Genomic DNA, 17,829 nt, shown 5'->3' with positions numbered 1-17,829 from the left:
ACAGAGTTATGCGCTTAGCTCGGCAAGTTTTTATAAAGGTAGCGATCGCTAGCCTTTTGTTTGGGTTTATTCAGTTTGTCCAAGCGGCATCGATGATAGCAACACTGCCTGATGGGCGGGAAGTTATTCTGCTTGATGATAACACTTGGCAGTTTGTGGGTGATGACAAAGCGAGTGAAACGCAACCGGCAAGTACAGGTGAAGCAGTAACAACGACGCCTACAGCGACGGGGACTACCGCGACGGGGACTACCGCGGGTAAAGCGGTCACAACCAGTGCGACTGCGGCGGGGGGAGCTGCGGTCGTGGGAGCATCAGCGGTGGCTTCTACTTCTTCGCTGGCTAGCGGTGAACTTGTTGCGCCTAATACTGGTCGGGTTGTCGGTGAATACCAACGTAGTGGAGTCGTTATGGTCGCCCAACCTGCCAGTTATCAAGAGGGCAGATTAACGATTCCGGTTTCGTTGAGAAATGAAGGTACAGATTCGGTGATCTTGGTTGAAGTCGCGACCATACTGCGCAATGACAAAGGCGAGGTGCTCAAGCGTGACAACCATGTTGTTTGGACCTCCATTAAGCGAATGCCAGAAACCTACTTCCGGCCGGGCACTGAACGGGAAGGTAAGATACTGACATTTTCGGTCCCCAAGCTCGAACATTACTTTTTAGAAACTGATATCACAACGGTCGAGCGGTGGTGAGGTTTTTAGTGGCTTATTGATTGAACGTTTTATTGGTTTGTACATATTTTGGTATTTCACCAAAGCCATTTCGATATGGGTATTCTCAACCTCAAGCAATGTATCTAAATAGCTAGGATAGTCACTGCTTTGGCTCTTTATATAGGCTGCCAATAACTTTACGTCGTCCGGTCTTGGCCGGTAACTCAAGTTTGGAAATGTTTGATAAATGGTGGTGATTGCCGCTTTTAGCGCATCGGCAAAGGGAGCCGCTGAAGTTTTCATGTCCATGTTTTTATCTATCTACTTTTCGGTCAAGGAGCCAAGCTGAGTCTATGTTGTCGCCATTTGAGCTGGGGGGATTGTAGTCGGGGTTTATGACAGGGAGTTTTCAGAAGATAAAACATTCAACCGGTTTCACTTGTCTGTTTACCAAGCAGCCAGCTTAATTCTTTAGCAGGAACCGCTCTCAATAAACTTGATGGATATCTAGCTTATTGAGAGCATGTGGTTAGTAAGCGATTTCGACGCTTATTTGATTATTACTTGGATGCCGCAAGCTGTTCGGCACGGCGAGCTTTTGCTGCGACTAAGCGGGCAGCGCGTTTATCAGGTTTAATCAAAATACTTTTTGCAGTGACTTGGGCGTTTTCAGTACTTTTCTTACTTTTTGGCAGTAATTGGTTCAGTACGATAGTAGCCAAAGTACCCGTTGTGATCCCCGAGTGGAATACGGTTTTCAGCGAGTCAGGAAAGTGTTGTAGCAAGTTCGGCTCAAGGGTCACCGCCATACCTGACGCCAAGCCAACACACACCACCAGTGCATTTCGGCGCGAATCAGCGGCTTTGAGCAACATCCGTATCCCGGCATAGGCGATCATCCCGAACATCACAAAACCCACTCCGCCAAGAACCGGTTTAGGGACCGTCACGGCCAATGCCGCTACCTTGGGAAACAACCCTCCTGCGACCAACAGCAAACCAGTGAGTGCGACCACATACCGACTGGCGACACCGCTGATACCCACAATCCCGACATTCTGGCTAAAGCTTGCGACCGGCATGGCTGAGAACATGGCTCCGACAGTACTACCCAGTCCGTCACCCAACAAGCCCCGCTTGAGATCTTTGCCTGATACCTCGACATGGCAGTTACTGCCCAGTGCCATAAAGTCGCCTGTTGCTTCTGCGACGACCACCAGGTAGACCAGGGTCATACTGATAATCGCGGGTATCGAAAAGGTCATACCGTATTTGAACGGCTCGGGAGCGGCGAACCAATTAGCTTCGTAGAGCTGGGTAAGGTCAACCATGCCAAGCGGCACTGCCATGATATAACCAGCCGCTAAGCCGATAACGATAGCCGAGGCTGCGATGGCTCCTTTGCAAAAGACTGATACGCCGATCACAACGGCTAGAGATGCGGCGGCCAGGAATATTTTAGGTAATGAGGCAAAGCTGGGATCGCCGGCCGGGGCATCACCGATCCAATTCATCGCGACGGGCAAAATTGTCAGGCCGATAAGGGTGACCACCACACCGCTGACGAGGTTGGGGAAGAGCTTGCGGATTTGATCCATGTAAAAGCTGGCAATGATGACAAAAAACGAGCCGACAAAGGCGGACCCGAGAATCGTCGACATCCCGCCGGTTTGGCCAATGGCTATCAGTGCCCCTAGAAAGGCAAAACTGGCACCCATGACCACTGGTAGTCTTATTCCAACCGGGCCAAAGCCGAGGCACTGGACGATGGTGGCAAGGCCGGAAACAAACAGGGAAGCACTGATCAGGGTAACGATATCAGGCTCAGGCAGCCCAATGGCCCCGCCGACAATCAGCGGGACGGCGACAATTCCCCCGATAGAGGCCAGCATGTGCTGGAGGGCTAGGAAAAAGGTCACCCCCTTGGGGGGCTTATCGTTGATTTGATAGAGTAACTGCATTGTTCAATCCTTATGTACAACAACATGTATATTGGATAAAAAAGCTCCCCTGCGAAGCAGGGGAGAAAGACTTACGGGGTGATGTCTTCAATGACAGCATTGATGGCATTCAGGATGGGTTGATAGCCGGTACAGCGGCACAGGTTACCCTCTAGGGCATCTAACACCTGCTGTTGGCTGGGGCGGTGGTATTTCTTCAGCAAAGACCAAGTACTCATCAGGACGCCCGGTGTGCAAAAGCCACATTGCACCCCGCCGCGATTGATAAAGGACTGCTGTAGTTGTTGGGCGAGTGGATCCTCTTTTAGCCCTTCGATGGTAACCACTTGGCTGCTTTGGCATTGGGCCGCCAAAATCATGCATGAGCAAACAGCCTCGCCGTCCATTACCACGGTGCAGGCACCACACTCGCCAACGGCGCATCCTTCTTTCGTGCCGGTTAGCCCGAGATCCTGCCGCAGCAAGTCGAGTAGGCGGGTATTACCTGTGACTGACAATTGGTACTGACGGCCGTTGACCGAGAGTGACAATGGGATCAGGTTTTCAGCAAGCAGACTCATTGCACTTCTCCTTGTAGTGGCTGATGGGGTTGCTGATAGCGAATATCGTTCATGAGATCGCGGAACATATTGAGGTAGACCGGTTGCTTGTAAGCGGCTGACCAGCGACCACCGATAGCTTGGTTGATCATCTCTTCAAGCACTTTACAGGCGTGCTCTATGTTCTCGGTGTTGAGTGTTTGGCCTAGCAAAATGCTCTCAACCGGCGTTAAGCGCTGTGGTTTGCTAAACAGAGCACCATCAACCAAGCGGCAGGTGGTGATCACGCCTTGGTTGTCACGATCCATTAAACAGCTCAGGCTAAGTCGGGTGATATTGAGCGCATTACGCCTGCCAAGCTGGCGGTATTGTTGTACCCGTCCTGATGGGTTGTGTTTCGCCGGGCTTGGTATTGGCAAGATGACTTTAGTCAGTAATTCACCGGCTTTTAGCTCTGTGCGATAGCCGCCGGTAATAAACTCGCCGATTGGCAGCGTCCGGGTACTGTCTTTGCTTTGCAACACAACCTTAGCTTCATAGATCACCAGCGGTGGGACAGAGTCGGCACAAGGGGCTGCGTTGACAATATTACCGCCAATCGTTGCGCGGTTGCGGATCTGGTGCGAGCCAATGGTGTGGCAGGCTTGGGTGAGCAAAGGATAGTGTTGCTTGATTTCCGGATGCTCGGTAACGCGATTAAAGCAAACGCCAGCGCCGATATGCCATTCGTCTTTAACGCGTTCAATTTCACGCAGCTCAGGCAGTGGAGCAATATTAACCAAGGTCCTAGGTTCGTTTTGCAATCGGCCTTGGACTATCACGTCGGTACCGCCAGCCAAGGGCGTGGTACTGCCGTCAGCGAGTAGGGCGAGTGCCGAGGCTAGTGACTCAGGGTTCTTAACCGTGAAGCTATTGAGACGGTGGGTTTGTTTTTTCTCGGCCGAAGCATGAAGCAGCTCACTTTGGCGGGCGGGCTTCTTCAGGTTATAGCCAAGGACGACCTGTTCGAGGGTGAGTGGTAGTTGACGGTGGCGCTCGCCGGTTGCAAAGGCGACGGCATTGGTAATTGCCGCAGCGGCCAGTTCGGCTGCAGGTTCACCGATACTCTTGGCACCGAAGGGCCCACCATTGTCTTCATTTTCCACTGCTTGGATCGATAATGAAGGAATGTCTTTGATGGTAGGGAGCAGGTAACTATCAAGGTTTTCCGATTTCACCTGACCGTGCTCGATGTTGTAGTCCTCAAGCATGCCTAGGCCAACGCCTTGGGCAATACCACCGGCCACCTGGCCTTCATAGCCTATTTGGTTGATCACCTGACCCACATCGTGAACAGCAGTAATATCAAGTAGGTCGATTTTACCCGTACTGGTATCTACTTTTAGGTCTACGATTTGACAGCCATAAACCCAAGTGAAGTAAGGAGAACCTGTTCCTTTCTCTTCATCCCAATGGATCGCCGGTTGGTCAAACCAACCATAGGCTGCAAGGTTAACCCCTGCCCATTTGGTTGCATTGGCCGCCTCGGCAAAGCTGACCGATTTATCCCGTGCATGGCGGTTGCAGATAGCGCCATCAGCCCAAAGAGTGTCATCAATACTGGTGACACATAGCTGATCTTTGATAACCCCGAAAATGCGCTGTTTGATTTGTTCAGCACCGTCTTTAACGGCATTACCGCCCGTTACGGTTGCACGTGATGCCACGGTTGGCCCGCCGTCGGCAATGAGCGAAGTTGGGGGCTCAACAAAGGTGACTTTGTCTACTGACAAGCCAAGGACTTCAGCAGCAATGGTCGCCATGGTGGTTTGTAAGCCTTGGCCGTTTTCGCAAACACCGGTCGAAACATTGACGCTACCGTCACTGTTCACAGTGACCAACGCACTTGAGGTGTCGACCCCTTCGGCGCCCATCGAGCAACCCCGGTAGCTGAGCGCCATGCCGATACCGTATTTGATGTGTCCTTTCTTGGCATTGAGGGCAGCATAGTGATCGCGCTTGGCTTGGAACTCACTGCGCTGAACGGCCTTGTCGAGTACTTCTATCGCCGACACATTGTGGTTATCAAATACTTGGTTGGTAATGCTACGCCCACCCTGACGTAGGGCATTACGCTCTCTGACCTGTACCGGGTCAAGTTGGCAAGCTAGGGCTATTTCATCCATCAGAGATTCGTTGGCAAAGATAATCTGTGGTGAGCCAAACCCCCGCATAGCACCTGACATGCTGTTGTTGGTATATACGCCCTTGATGTCGACTCGGACATTCTCGATGTCATATGGCCCAGCGGCTTGGACCACCGAGCGCCAGGTTACAAAGGGGGTACAGGCCGCATAAGCACCGGCATCGGCCAGAATATCGACCTTCAGACCTTGGATTTTACCGTCTTTACTGACCCCGACTTTGTAATGCATGTGATAAGGGTGGCGCTTGGTGCTTTCGATGATTGATTGCTCGCGGGTGTACGAGAATTTCACCGGGCGTCCGGTTAGTGACGCGATCAGGGCGGCACGGCAGGCCAGATGATCAATACCATCATCCTTACCACCAAAAGAGCCGCCCATGACTGCCCGCTTGATATTGACCTTGGCTTGGTCGATATCCATAAAGCTGGCAACAAAACCTCTAACCCGGTGGGGGTTCTGGATCGAACCGGTGATCACCAGATCACGGGAAGTCGGGTCGATGTAGGCCGTTAGCGATTCAGGCTCGATATAGCCATGCTCCTGGAAACCGACTTGATAAGTGTGCTCGAGGACAATGTCGGCACCGTCAATGGCGTGTTCGGCATCGCCTTTTTCGGTGTGGTGGCGGTTGACCACATTTGAGCCGCTTTCGGGGTGGATCAGGCGTGCACCATCGGCAAGAGCATCGTGCACGGTGCCTATGGGGGTAAATGGTTGGTAATCGACTTTGATCTTATCGGCTGCCAAACAGGCCGCTTCGTAACTTTCTGCGGCGACAATCGCAACAACATCACCACTGTAGCGAACCTGTTCGTTACAGATAGGGTGGTAATCACGAATAATAACCCCTGTTGAAGGGTCTCCGGGGATATCTTTGAAAGTGGCTATCCGTACTACGCCTTCAATGGCGTCAGCTTCAGATGTGTCTATGCCTAGAATTTTGCCCGCTGGAATATCGGTATAGCGACACACACCATACAGCATGCCGGGCATTGAAATATCATCTCCATATATGGCCGTACCGGTAACTTTGGCTTGGCCGTCTACGCGGGGTAGGCTTTGGCCTACATGATTGAAACGCGTCATTAAACAACTCCCTCTTACATTGGCGACGACGATCTACCAATGACAAACAATGTGCAAAAAATTGCTGCATCGAGGATGGCAAACTAGGAAATTACGCGAAATTGATACTGAGTTAGCGTTATTTCGTAGCGACTTCGACCCAACTATAGAGGCATTAATCAGGCCATAACCCAGCGTGTGTTTGACATAGCGAGCAAAAATGTGAAGTCAAGGGAGAAAGTTTGTCGTGTTGGTGAGCACCTTGTTGCTTACTGAGAGGAGCATCAAAAAAAAGAAAGGCTCATCACGTTGATAAATAAGACTTATTTTCATTTATTTGCTGAGAGTATCAATTTGATAGTCTCACTATGGGAATGAGAGTCTGCTTGTTGCTGAGAGCGAATTTTATAATGCTGGGTTTTCAGCGCCTTGGGTTAGTTTTCGTGGGCTGGGTAACGTCTTTGTCCGATTGGTAGCGGTAATATTAAGTCGGTTTTTTGTGTTCAATATGGCTAGGGCGATGAAGCCCTAATAAAGCCCTTCTCCCCTGAAATGGTTGCGAAGGCTAAGGAAAATTATGGATGGAAACAACGTGGATTAAAAATCCTCTGGCTATTTTTACAGCCAATCAGCAAGATGTTCGCGCTGCCCACAATGCCCAAGGCGGTGTCGTTATTCAAGGCAACCGTATTCTCGAAACTGTTGCCCTCGGCAACACCCCTTCAGTCCCGATAGATATCACTGTTGATGCCAGTCAGCATGTCGTGACGCCGGGGCTGATCAATGCTCACCATCACTTCTACCAAACCCTGACCCGTGCCTATCCCGGCGCACTCAATAAAGAGCTGTTCCATTGGCTTAAAAGCCTTTATCCCGTCTGGGCTGGGCTTGATGAAGAGATGATGCAGGTTGCGACCGAGTTGGCACTGGTCGAAATGATGATGTCTGGCTGTACCACAGCATCCGACCACCATTATTTGCTCCCCCACGGGCTTGAGCACGCGATTGATATTCAGGTTGATGCAGCTAAGCAACTTGGGATCCGAGCGATATTAACCCGTGGCTCGATGAGTCTAGGGGAAGAGCAAGGCGGTCTGCCGCCGCAGCATACGATTCAGCATGAAGATGCGATCATTGACGATAGCCTGCGCCTGATCCAGCAATATCATCAGGCGGAAGATGGCGCCATGGTGCAAATTGCGCTGGCACCTTGCTCGCCTTTCTCGGTCACTACCGAGCTGATGAAAGAGACGGCGCGGATAGCGAAACAGCATGACGTTATGTTGCATACACACCTCTGCGAAACCAAAGACGAAGAGCAATTCTGCCTTGAGCAATTTGGCTTCCGTCCGGTGGATTATTTAGAAGAGGTCGGCTGGCTACATGAGCGAACGTGGCTGGCTCATGGTATTCACTTCAATGATGAGGAAGTGCGTCGGTTAGGACAGGCGCAAGTCGGGATATGCCATTGCCCAACCTCGAATATGATGCTGGCATCCGGGATCTGCCGTAACAAAGAACTTGAAGCGGCCGGGGCCAAAGTGGGGCTTGGTGTCGATGGTTCGGCCTCCAATGATGGCTCGAACATGATTGCCGAGGTGCGAATGGCGATGTATTTGCAGCGCTTGCGCTATGGCTCTGCTGACGTGACCCATTTTGATGCCCTGCGCTGGGCAACATCGGGCTCGGCAGCGGCGATGGGGCGCAATGACATCGGCAAGCTGGAAGCAGGCATGCAGGCGGACATCGCGATGTTCAAGCTCGATGATATACGTTTCTCTGGTAGCCATGATCCACTGGCTGCGTTACTACTCTGTGGTGCCCAGCAGGCTGATAAGGTTATGGTAGCTGGCCAGTGGCGGGTGTTAGACGGCAGGGTGCAAGGTGTGGATCTTGCTGACTTGATGGCTAGGCACCAAGCGGCTGCTAAACGGTTAGCCATGAAAGCGAACTAGTTGCTCTTTGGCGCTGAATAGAGAAGGTTAGATCAGGAAAAGATGGAAAAAGAAAGGCGGTATCTTCGGGGTGAAGATACCGCCTTTTTATGTTGTTAATGCAGAGTAAAAGCTACAGCGATGAGGTGTCAAACCCTGCGCCTTTCCAGGCAAAGATGCCGCCTGGGTAACGGTAGACATTGGTATAACCGAGTTTCACGGCCCATGCCGCGGCATTATGGCTGCGGCCACACTTAACAAAACCACAGTAGAACACCAAGGTTTTGCCCTTATCTTCGCCTAATAGCTGGGTAAATTCCTCGATAGTCCGTTGGTCAGTCAATGCGGGATCCCAGTCGGGCATATCCGGGATCGGGAACTCGAACTGTTTGGCACTAGGAATATGCTCTTTCTTGTAGCTGTCTTTGAAAGGCATGGCATCGACGATCATGACGTCGGTATCTTGCTCAATAAGTCCTTTTAGCCCGTTGGTATCAATAAGCTGATAGCCACCGGCAAGCGTATCGTTATGGAGCTTGATAGCAACCTGCTCGGTTTCTACTTCTGCTTTGAACTTGCCACCAAACAGCGCAGCATTGGCGCTAAATGGAAGGACTAACAATGCACTGGCGAGAATGAACAGGTTGAGCCAAAAGCTGCGGCCCGGTCGCCGGAAAGAAAAAGTGTGCAGAGAAGTCTTGTCCTTAATCATGATCGTATCCTTATAAAAGACTACTTTCACCCAGTTATATGCCTAACCGAGTTATACCGCCGGTGTAACAGGGCGATGGGTAGTTAAGTTGTTGAAGTAATAAAGTGCTGCTGAAACGAGAAGTACTAGCAGCATGATGATAAATTGGGGCTCAAGGGTGCTGTAGACATCTGATTGCACTGTACCCGGTAGGTAGCAGCCGCAATCAAAGTGCAAACCTTGGTATAAAGCGAGCCCTGATAGGGCGATATGCAAGCCAAAGCCAGCAACGACAGGGAGTATTGTGGTAATGCCCAAATAGGCAGTAAGCGCACTGATGCCAAGAGCAAGGGGAATGGCAAAAGCGATGGGTTCGACGTACATTGCAGGCACGATACCGGTGTCGCTTAGTAATAACCCGGTATGTTCAGGTAAGAAAAAGCCTTTTACCGTTAGTGCTGCAGCGCACATCAACACAAAGGAGGTGACAAAGTGATGGAAATAGCCTGTCGTTTTCATAATTAGATCTCTTCCTGTCGTATAACCCAGCACCGGTATCGGGTTGAAAGCCAAGGTAGGGCTGGGTAAAAATGTCAGGCCTGAGTCCATCAAGCCTGACTGCAAGTGGCCCTAAGTAATCCGTACTAAAAACATACCTTGCAGTTACTTGAGGGTAGCGCTTAACTCATTCTGCTTTGCTCCAGATGTAACATGGCTTCCAATACACTGCCGGCAATGGCCCGTGCCTTATCGGATACGGTGGTGTAATCCGCTTCTGGGCCTCGAGGGTCGATATCCCCAATCTTAAAGCCCTCGCGAACGGTCAGACCGTTGTTCAATAGCCCGCGTACCATACCGCCCAGAGGAGCGACAACCGGGCTGTCGCCGATATGGGCAATGACATCACCTTCTTCAACGAGATCACCGAGTTTGACATGGTTATGCATGACTCCAGCGCATGGGGCGCGCAGTACTCGTTGATGGGTGTAGCCGGCGATATTGCCGGGAACGCCGGTATTTGGCTGGGTCGAACCTTGATAAATTACCCGGCCCAAATGATGGCCGCGGTTAGTTTCAATCACCGCATCACAGTCTTTGCCAGCGGTAAAACCCGGGCCAAGGGCAATGGTGATAGGAGCCATGTCTTTTTGGGTTCCGACGTTATGTTTGGCGAGGATGGCATCGACCAAGAAGGTAGGCTTGAGAGTGTCAGCCGAGCTGCAGTCTTCATCAACCACGACCGGAATTTGGTTGCGGTCGATGATGGCGAATACCTCGTCTTTGTTATTGGCTTTACAGGCGGTGATCCCTTCAACTTGCACAGGTTCACCATACAGGCATTGGCCAAAAGACACGCTGCAGCGGATCATGGTTGGCTTGGCGATGTCAGTCATCACCACTTTGAATCCGGCGTTGAATAATCGGACAGCGACACCCGTTGCAATGTCACCGGCCCCGCGGAGCAGTACCAGCTTGTTGCGGTTAAGTCGGGTATCGTCTTTCAGTTGGCCGCCAGCGGATTCATGTTTCACCTTGAGAACTTCAGCCATGATGCTGATGGCGATTTCTTCTGGGGTTTCGGCGCCGATGTTGAACCCAATAGGGGAGTGGATATTGGCGATCCGGGTTTCATCCACACCGCTTTGGCGCAAGTGGGTAAATAGCGTCTGAACCTTACGGCGGCTGGCCATTAGGCCGGTATAACGGGTCTCGCAGTCCACCACCTTGGAGATAGCATCTTGATCTTGGTGATTAGTGGCAATAATGACATAGCTGCTCTTATTGATATCCAGCTTCTCGATAGCTTCTTCCATGGTATCGCCCAGTACGCGCTTGGTACCAACGGGGAAATGCTCTTCGGCAAGACTGTCGGCATAGGCGTCGGCGACAGAAATATCAAAGCCCAGTACGTGGGCGGCTTGGGCGACGGCACGGTTGACGTGCCCGGCACCGATAAGCAGCAAGCTGGGACGCAGGCCGTAGACATCGACAAACACGGTCATTGCGCCACCGCAATCCATTCCCATGGCATCTGGGCCATTGCGGGTCATGCGCCCTTTGACGACACGGGGCTTTCTTTCACGTAGTGCTTCCAAGGCTTGCTCGATCACATAGCGTTCAATCATACCGCCGCCAACGGTACCGATGATCGAGCCGTCGCCCTTGACGATCATTTGGCCTGAATGGCGCGGCGCGGAGCCACGAGTTTCAATAATGTTGGCAAGAGCGAATGGAATGTTTTCTTGTTCTAATTGGGCTGCCTTGGCAAAGATGTTCATGTTCAATGACCTCTGTACTGACGAAGTCAGGTAGCTGCTACGTTTCAGTGGCATAGGCTACTTGTTCCTTCAAAATTACTTTTTTGATTGGTGTTTCCGCTTGCATTTCTGCTAGCCAAACAGTGTCGAGTTGCGGGCTGTTGTCCAACACCTCTTCTGCAATCTGGCTTATTACTTGGGCATTATTCGCCTTATCCATTTTGTTTATCAGCCAGATCTGTTTTGCCGTTTTTGGGGTTGATTTAAACAGTCCCAAAGGATGAGAAATTAGAGGTTGCAAAACTTGGGCGTCAATCACATCACCTGATTGGCATTGGGTAAGGGCTGAGAAAGCCTGCCAACGATGTATATGCTCAGGAACCGCCTTACGGTTAATTGCCTCTGCACCGGTGACACCAATCACCATATCCGAGTTACTTGGAATGCAAGGCTCATGCCCGTGAGGGGCTTTTATTGGTAATGAACGCGAACCATCGCCTTCAATAATAAAAACTGTGAAGGGGAAGTCATTTTTAAGCTTATTAATCTCTTTTTCAGATAGCCCTGATACCTTTAACCGATCAGTTTTTAATAAGTCGGTAAATAAAGACTTGTAGCAAAAAGTGATAGCTGGATCAGAAAAACAAAAATCGTCTTGTGCTAAAGAACTATTACGGGTTTTTATTGTTTTTCCATTTTCTTTTTCATTGCAGTACATGGCATCAAAAGGGAGAATATAATCCGTTTGATGAGCATCGGGTAAATACATTTTAGTGGTGGTTGTTAGGCAAACGGAATGTCCCCATTGTTTGAAAATCTTGGCCAACCAGAACGCGGCTGATGTCTTTCCTCCTCCACCGACGAGGGTAATAAATAATGGGCTTGTTTGGGCGGCCAAATGGCATTGATATAACTCCGATAAGATAAATTGGTCTGGAGTTTGCTCTATTAATCGTGTCTGTGTGCTACATGCCATACGACCGCCATGAATTTCAGTAAAGGAGTAGGTTAAGTGATTGATAAATCAATACGTCCCGAACGTTTAGACTGCGTTATGCCAGCAGCGGGCTTATCATCTAGGATGGGGGACTGGAAGCTCATGCTACCTTACCAGCAGTACACAATCCTTGATGCAAGTATCGAAAATGCGCTCTCGTTTTGTCGTCGCGTTATTTTGGTTGTGGGATACCGTGGTGCGGAACTTATTGAAAAGTATAGATATGATCCACGAGTGAAAATTGTGGTTAACGAAGATTATCAAGCCGGTATGTTCAGTTCTATTCAGCAGGGAGTAAAGCATGTAAACAGTGAGTATTTCTTTATTACTCATGGTGATATGCCCTGTGTCCCGCCGCATATATTCCAAGAAGTGTGGTTTAACAGAGGGGGATGCACGGTATTTCCCGGTACCTCAGTACGCCCCGGCCACCCGGTATTGATTCCGAGTCGGTTAAAAAACATGGTTATCAATGCCGATATCAATTCATCGATGAAGAGGATTATATTTCGTTACCCTGTTAAATATTTAGGGATTCATTGCGACGAAATATATTTAGATGTCGATACGCCACAAGCATATGATGAATTGTGTGCAGTGTCACACTAGTGCTATCAACTTGATAGCTGAGAGAGGGGGTATTATCAATCTGATATGGTATGTGAATTTATATCACATTGTGTTTTTATTTTATTGAGATGTTTATTTTCTCATGGCACTTAATATCTATCACTTTAGTTGATATCAAACTGATAGCTTTTTATTAATATGATAGAAAAATTATTCTAATCAATAATCATCCTCATTTGTGAGGAATTAATCCTTGATGTTTTATTTATTTAATTAAATTAATTTGTTGGTTACCCGTCACAAAATGCAGCTAACTTTCGACTTTGCTCACGAAATTCATTAATAAAATCGCCTGTTTGGGTGGGGTAGAAAAGTTTGGCGCAGTAGTTGCTCCATAGCCAATAACGTATTTACACATTTTTAGCCCTACACATTGCGTAAATGCCAACACATTGCGCAAATAAATGTGCCAAGAAGAACAAGAATAGCATCAAGGAGATCCATCATGGGAGATATCATGCGCCCCGTCCCGTTCGGTGAGCTACTTAACCGAATGTTTAGCGAATACAAGCAAAGCAAGTCTATCTTTGGTATTCCAGAAAAGCAGTTCTATCGTAAAGCGATCGACTCGTCTTTGTCGGTATGGGGAGAGTACTGTGAAACCCCTGTCGGTCCAGCGGCTGGACCACATACCCAACTTGCCCAGAATATCATTACATCATGGCTGGCTGGTGGCCGCTTCATGGAACTGAAAACAGTCCAGAAGCTCGACCAATTGGAAATTGCCAAGCCATGTATTGATGCCGAAGATGAGTGTTTCAACACCGAATGGTCAACAGAATTTACGTTGATCAAAGCCTATGATGAGTATCTAAAGGCGTGGATTGCCCTGCACTTGCTGGAAGAAGTGTTTGCACCGAGAACCGATGGTGAGACCAAGTCATTTATCTTCAATATGAGTGTTGGTTATGACCTGTCTGGGATCCAGACACCACCGATGCAAAAATATATCCACGATATGCTGGATTCCAGCGAGCACCCAAGTTTCGACGCCTATATCAGCGAGCTGAAAGCCTTCATCCAAGATCCTGAGTTTATTCGTGAGTATAAGCTGGAAGAAAGACTCGATCGTTTGAATGCGATGACCGATGACATTCCTGCTCAGCTAACCCGCGGTGTTACCCTTTCAACCATGCACGGTTGTCCTCCTCATGAAATTGAAGCGATTTGTCGCTATATGATTGAAGAAAAGGGCATCAATACGTTTGTTAAACTGAATCCGACGTTATTGGGCTTTGAGCGTGTACGTGGCATCCTTGATAACGCTGGCTTTGACTATGTCGCATTGAGCGAAGAGTCTTTCAGCCACGATCTACAGATAGAAGATGCTAAAGCCATGCTCCACCGCTTGGTCGATCTTGGCAAGGAGAAAGGGATCGGCTTTGGCGTCAAGCTAACAAACACCCTAGGTACCCTCAATAAGAAAGGCCGCCTGCCTGACAAAGAAATGTACATGTCTGGCCGTGCCTTGTTCCCGCTATCTATCAATGTAGCGCTAGAACTCTCCCGTGAGTTCAACGGTACACTGCCGATTTCTTACTCGGGCGGTGCGAGCAAATTCAATATCCGCGAGATCTTCGAAGCGGGGATCCGTCCTATTACGATGGCAACCGACCTGCTCAAGCCGGGTGGTTATCTTCGCCTGTCTGACTGTGCCAAAGAGCTGGAAGGCAGTGACGAGTGGGGCATGGGCAAGGTGGACTTGGTCAAGCTTGAAGCGCTAGCGGTGAAATCACTCGATGCTGATTACGTCCAGAAAGAGTGGCGTGGTCCTGAAGAAATCAGTGTCAAGAAAGCGGTACCGCTGACTGACTGTTATGTTGCACCTTGTGTTACCGCGTGTCCTATCAGCCAGGATATTCCTGAATATATCCGTTTAATGGGCGAGCATAAGTACACCGAAGCGCTAGAAGTTATTTACGCCCGTAATGCCCTGCCTTCTATCACCGGCCATATCTGTGATCACCAGTGCCAGTACAACTGTACCCGTCGTGATTACGAAGGTGCGCTGAATATCCGTGAGATGAAGAAAATCGCACTGTCCAAAGGTTGGGATGAGTACAAGGCGAAATGGCACGAGCCAAGCCTAGACACTGCCAAGCACCCAGTTGCGGTGATTGGTGCCGGTCCTGCTGGTCTTTCTGCGGCTTACTTCATGGCGCGTGCTGGCCATCCTGTCACCGTATTTGAGAAAGAGAAAAACGCCGGTGGGGTGGTGAAAAACATTATCCCTCAGTTCCGTATTCCTGCCGAAGCGATAGAGCATGATATCCAGTTTGTGAAAGATCACGGCGTCAACATTGAATACGGCTGTAACCCAGATCTGACCGTGGATGTACTGAAGCAAAGTGGTTTCAAATATGTCTGTTTGGGGATAGGTGCTGATAAGGGCAACCCAATTTCACTGGCGGGTGGTAACACCAATATTTACAAGTCGTTGGAATTCCTACGCAGCTTCAATGATGGCGAATTGCAGCAGTTAGGCAAACATGTGGCCGTTGTTGGTGCCGGTAACACCGCAATGGACAGTGCCCGTGCCGCACTGAAAGTACCGGGTGTTGAGAAGGTGACGATTCTTTATCGTCGTACTATCGCTGAAATGCCTGCCTACAAAGAAGAATATGAAGAAGCCGTGGAAGATGGCGTACAGTTCATGTTCTTGACCAACCCTGAGCAGTTTGAGGCCAATGGTAAATTGACTGCACGTGTGATGGAACTTGGTGAGCCAGATGAGAAAGGACGTCGCCGTCCAGTGGCGACAGACATGACAGTTGAGCTTCAGGTGGATGCCTTGATCACCGCGGTAGGTGAGCAATCAAACTGTGCGGTACTTTCTCGCATGGGTATCCCGATGGGCGAAGACGGCTGGCCGGTTGTGGACAGAGAAAGCTGTGAGACAGCGGTTGAGAATGTGTTCTTGATGGGCGATGCCCATACTGGCCCATCATCAATTGTGTCGGCAATCTCCGGCGGCCGTAAAGCGGCAACGGCAATTTTGGCTCGTGAAGCCCAAGCTGATGAACAACTTGAAGCGAAATCTGATGTTCAGGTTGAAGCGGTATACGCCCGTAAAGGTGATATCCAGGTCAAGTTGATTGCGGCAAACCAGCTGGAAGAAGCGGACCGTGAGGAATTCATCGAGCAAGAAGCAAAACGTTGTTTGGAATGTTCGTACATTTGTAGCAAGTGTGTCGATGTTTGTCCGAACCGCGCCAATATTTCACTGCCAATTCCAGGCTTCCGTGACCAGTTCCAGACATTACACCTTGATGCGTACTGTAATGAATGTGGTAACTGTGCCCAGTTCTGCCCATGGGATAGCAAACCGTACAAGGACAAGTTCACGCTATTCAACCTGCGTGAAGACTTTACCAACAGCACCAATGCCGGATTCTTCGTCGATGGTGAGGAAGTGTTGGTTCGCAGTCACAGCGAGATTTATTCCTTCCGTATTAATGAGCAGGGCAATGTGGACATGCCAGAATCGCTAGCTGATGAAGCCACGATTATCAATTATGTCATGGCCAACCACAGCTACCTGCTTGGCAAAGTAGATGTTTAGTGAGGAGCCAGGGAATGTTAGTACTCAGAAACGCAACAGCGGTGCAGTTTGAGCCTGCACTGATCAAAGAAGGCGTCGATATTGTTATTGATGGCGACAAAATCAAGGAAGTTGGGGCCAATTTGGCTGCCAACTACCCTGGTGCCGTAATCAAGGATATGAACGGTAAAATGGTTATGCCGGGCATTGTCTGCTCCCACAATCACTTCTACTCGGGATTGGCGCGCGGGATCATGGCGGATATCAAGCCAAGCCCTGACTTCATCTCGATACTGAAGAACCTGTGGTGGCGGATGGACCGGGCATTGGATGAAGAAGCCTTGTACTACAGCGGTTTGATTTGTTCATTGGAAGCGATCAAGTGCGGTTGTTCGTCCGTCATTGATCACCATGCTTCGCCAAACTATATTGCGGGCTCTCTGAACACCTTGCGTAAAGGGTTCATGAAGGCGGGCTTGCGTGGCATGACCTGTTTCGAAACCACCGATCGTAATCATGGCATGAAAGAAATGATGGCAGGCGTTGAAGAAAATATCGCGTTTGCCCAGTTGATTGACCGTGCCAAGGAAAGCGGGGAAGAGCCTTACCTAGTCGAAGCCCATATTGGTGCCCATGCGCCGTTTACCGTAACCAATGAAGGCCTGTCAATGATGGCTGAGGCGGTACAGGCAACCGGACGCGGTATCCATGTTCATGTGGCAGAAGACCGCTACGACGTGACCCATAGCCATCATCATTACGGGCAAGACATTGTTGAGCGCTTGGACAGCTTTGGTTTGATCAATGAGAAGACGCTGTTGGCACATGGCTTGTTCTTATCCGAGAAGGATATTGCCATCCTTAACGCGAAAAACGGCTTCTTGGTCCACAACGCCCGTTCGAATATGAACAACAACGTGGGTTACAACGACAAACTAATGCGTTTCCAGAATGTCGCATTGGGTACCGATGGTATCGGGGCTGATATGTTTGAAGAGCTGAAGTTTGCCTTCTTCAAGCACCGTGATGCGGGTGGTCCGTTATGGCCTGACAGTTTCCTACGTCATTTATGGAACGGTAACGAAATTTTGGCCCGTAACTTCGGCGCAAAATTCGGTCGCCTAGACGCTGGTAACAAAGCAGACTTGACCATACTTGATTACACCAGTCCGACGCCTTTGGTTGCGGACAATCTAGCGGGTCATATTGCCTTTGGTTTCAATGCTGGCAATGTGAACAGCGTGGTGGTTGAAGGTCGCTTCGTCTATGAAAACCGGGAGTTCCCGTTCGATGTGGCGCCTATTTATGCAGAGGCCCGTAAGGTTGCTATGCGTCTATGGCAAACCATGGATAAGTTGGACTAAT

At 49.7% G+C, this 17,829-nt stretch carries 13 protein-coding genes; 5 read left to right on the top strand and 8 right to left on the bottom strand.

Features of this window, described 5'->3' with window-relative positions:
* The first annotated feature begins 8 nt into the window (after positions 1-8).
* On the top strand, positions 9-701 hold the full coding sequence (locus L4D79_RS16595) for a DUF3157 family protein (RefSeq protein ID WP_428652686.1): 693 nt from the start codon (positions 9-11) through the stop codon (positions 699-701).
* Here the strand turns inward: L4D79_RS16595 and L4D79_RS16590 are convergent.
* The 4 genes from L4D79_RS16590 to L4D79_RS16575 form a co-directional block, all read right to left on the bottom strand.
* Positions 666-971 (bottom strand): hypothetical protein, encoded by a 306-nt coding sequence (locus tag L4D79_RS16590; RefSeq protein ID WP_428652685.1) that lies wholly within the window; start codon positions 969-971, stop codon positions 666-668. The two genes, L4D79_RS16595 and L4D79_RS16590, sit on opposite strands and share 36 nt — an antisense overlap.
* Positions 972-1,222: 251 nt before the next feature.
* Positions 1,223-2,623, bottom strand: coding sequence for a nucleobase:cation symporter-2 family protein (locus L4D79_RS16585; protein WP_428652684.1), 1,401 nt, complete (start codon positions 2,621-2,623; stop codon positions 1,223-1,225).
* Between the two features lie 71 nt (positions 2,624-2,694).
* Positions 2,695-3,183 carry a (2Fe-2S)-binding protein gene (locus tag L4D79_RS16580; RefSeq protein ID WP_428652683.1) on the bottom strand — a complete coding sequence of 163 codons (489 nt, stop codon included), beginning with the start codon at positions 3,181-3,183 and terminating at the stop codon, positions 2,695-2,697.
* On the bottom strand, positions 3,180-6,434 hold the full coding sequence (locus L4D79_RS16575) for a molybdopterin cofactor-binding domain-containing protein (protein WP_428652682.1): 3,255 nt from the start codon (positions 6,432-6,434) through the stop codon (positions 3,180-3,182). The genes L4D79_RS16580 and L4D79_RS16575 overlap by 4 nt, the downstream gene beginning before the upstream one ends.
* A 560-nt stretch (positions 6,435-6,994) precedes the next feature.
* Between L4D79_RS16575 and L4D79_RS16570 the strand changes: the two genes are divergently transcribed.
* Positions 6,995-8,368 (top strand): 8-oxoguanine deaminase, encoded by a 1,374-nt coding sequence (locus tag L4D79_RS16570; RefSeq protein WP_428652681.1) that lies wholly within the window; start codon positions 6,995-6,997, stop codon positions 8,366-8,368.
* A 112-nt stretch (positions 8,369-8,480) separates the two neighbouring features.
* Here the strand turns inward: L4D79_RS16570 and L4D79_RS16565 are convergent, their stop codons facing one another.
* From L4D79_RS16565 to yqeC, 4 genes are all read right to left on the bottom strand, one after another.
* Positions 8,481-9,059 (bottom strand): rhodanese-like domain-containing protein, encoded by a 579-nt coding sequence (locus L4D79_RS16565; RefSeq protein WP_428652680.1) that lies wholly within the window; start codon positions 9,057-9,059, stop codon positions 8,481-8,483.
* A 51-nt stretch (positions 9,060-9,110) separates the two neighbouring features.
* Positions 9,111-9,557 carry a MauE/DoxX family redox-associated membrane protein gene (locus L4D79_RS16560; RefSeq protein WP_428652679.1) on the bottom strand — a complete coding sequence of 149 codons (447 nt, stop codon included), beginning with the start codon at positions 9,555-9,557 and terminating at the stop codon, positions 9,111-9,113.
* Between the two features lie 161 nt (positions 9,558-9,718).
* Positions 9,719-11,371, bottom strand: a complete 1,653-nt coding sequence (yqeB, locus tag L4D79_RS16555; RefSeq protein WP_428652678.1) for a selenium-dependent molybdenum cofactor biosynthesis protein YqeB — start codon at positions 11,369-11,371, stop codon at positions 9,719-9,721.
* Positions 11,355-12,272: a selenium cofactor biosynthesis protein YqeC gene (gene yqeC, locus L4D79_RS16550; protein WP_428652677.1), complete on the bottom strand. Its 918-nt coding sequence runs from the start codon at positions 12,270-12,272 to the stop codon at positions 11,355-11,357. Before yqeC ends, yqeB begins: the two co-directional genes overlap by 17 nt.
* A 36-nt stretch (positions 12,273-12,308) precedes the next feature.
* On the opposite strand from yqeC, the gene mocA reads away from it, so the two are divergent.
* The 3 genes from mocA to ssnA all read left to right on the top strand — a co-directional run bounded on the left by mocA (position 12,309) and on the right by ssnA (position 17,828).
* A complete protein-coding gene (gene mocA / locus L4D79_RS16545) occupies positions 12,309-12,902 on the top strand; it encodes a molybdenum cofactor cytidylyltransferase (RefSeq protein WP_428652676.1) in 594 nt (197 codons plus the stop codon).
* A gap of 466 nt (positions 12,903-13,368) precedes the next feature.
* Entirely contained in the window at positions 13,369-16,485 is a 3,117-nt protein-coding gene (ygfK, locus tag L4D79_RS16540) for a putative selenate reductase subunit YgfK (protein WP_428652675.1), read from the top strand.
* Between the two features lie 14 nt (positions 16,486-16,499).
* Positions 16,500-17,828 (top strand): putative aminohydrolase SsnA, encoded by a 1,329-nt coding sequence (gene ssnA / locus L4D79_RS16535; RefSeq protein WP_428652674.1) that lies wholly within the window; start codon positions 16,500-16,502, stop codon positions 17,826-17,828.
* Position 17,829: the final 1 nt, after the last annotated feature.

It is taken from the genome of Photobacterium satsumensis (genome assembly GCF_050336935.1).
Lineage (GTDB): Bacteria > Pseudomonadota > Gammaproteobacteria > Enterobacterales > Vibrionaceae > Photobacterium > Photobacterium satsumensis.
The sequence above is the reverse complement of the archived record's forward strand: the minus strand, read 5'-3'. Positions and strand labels throughout refer to the sequence as shown.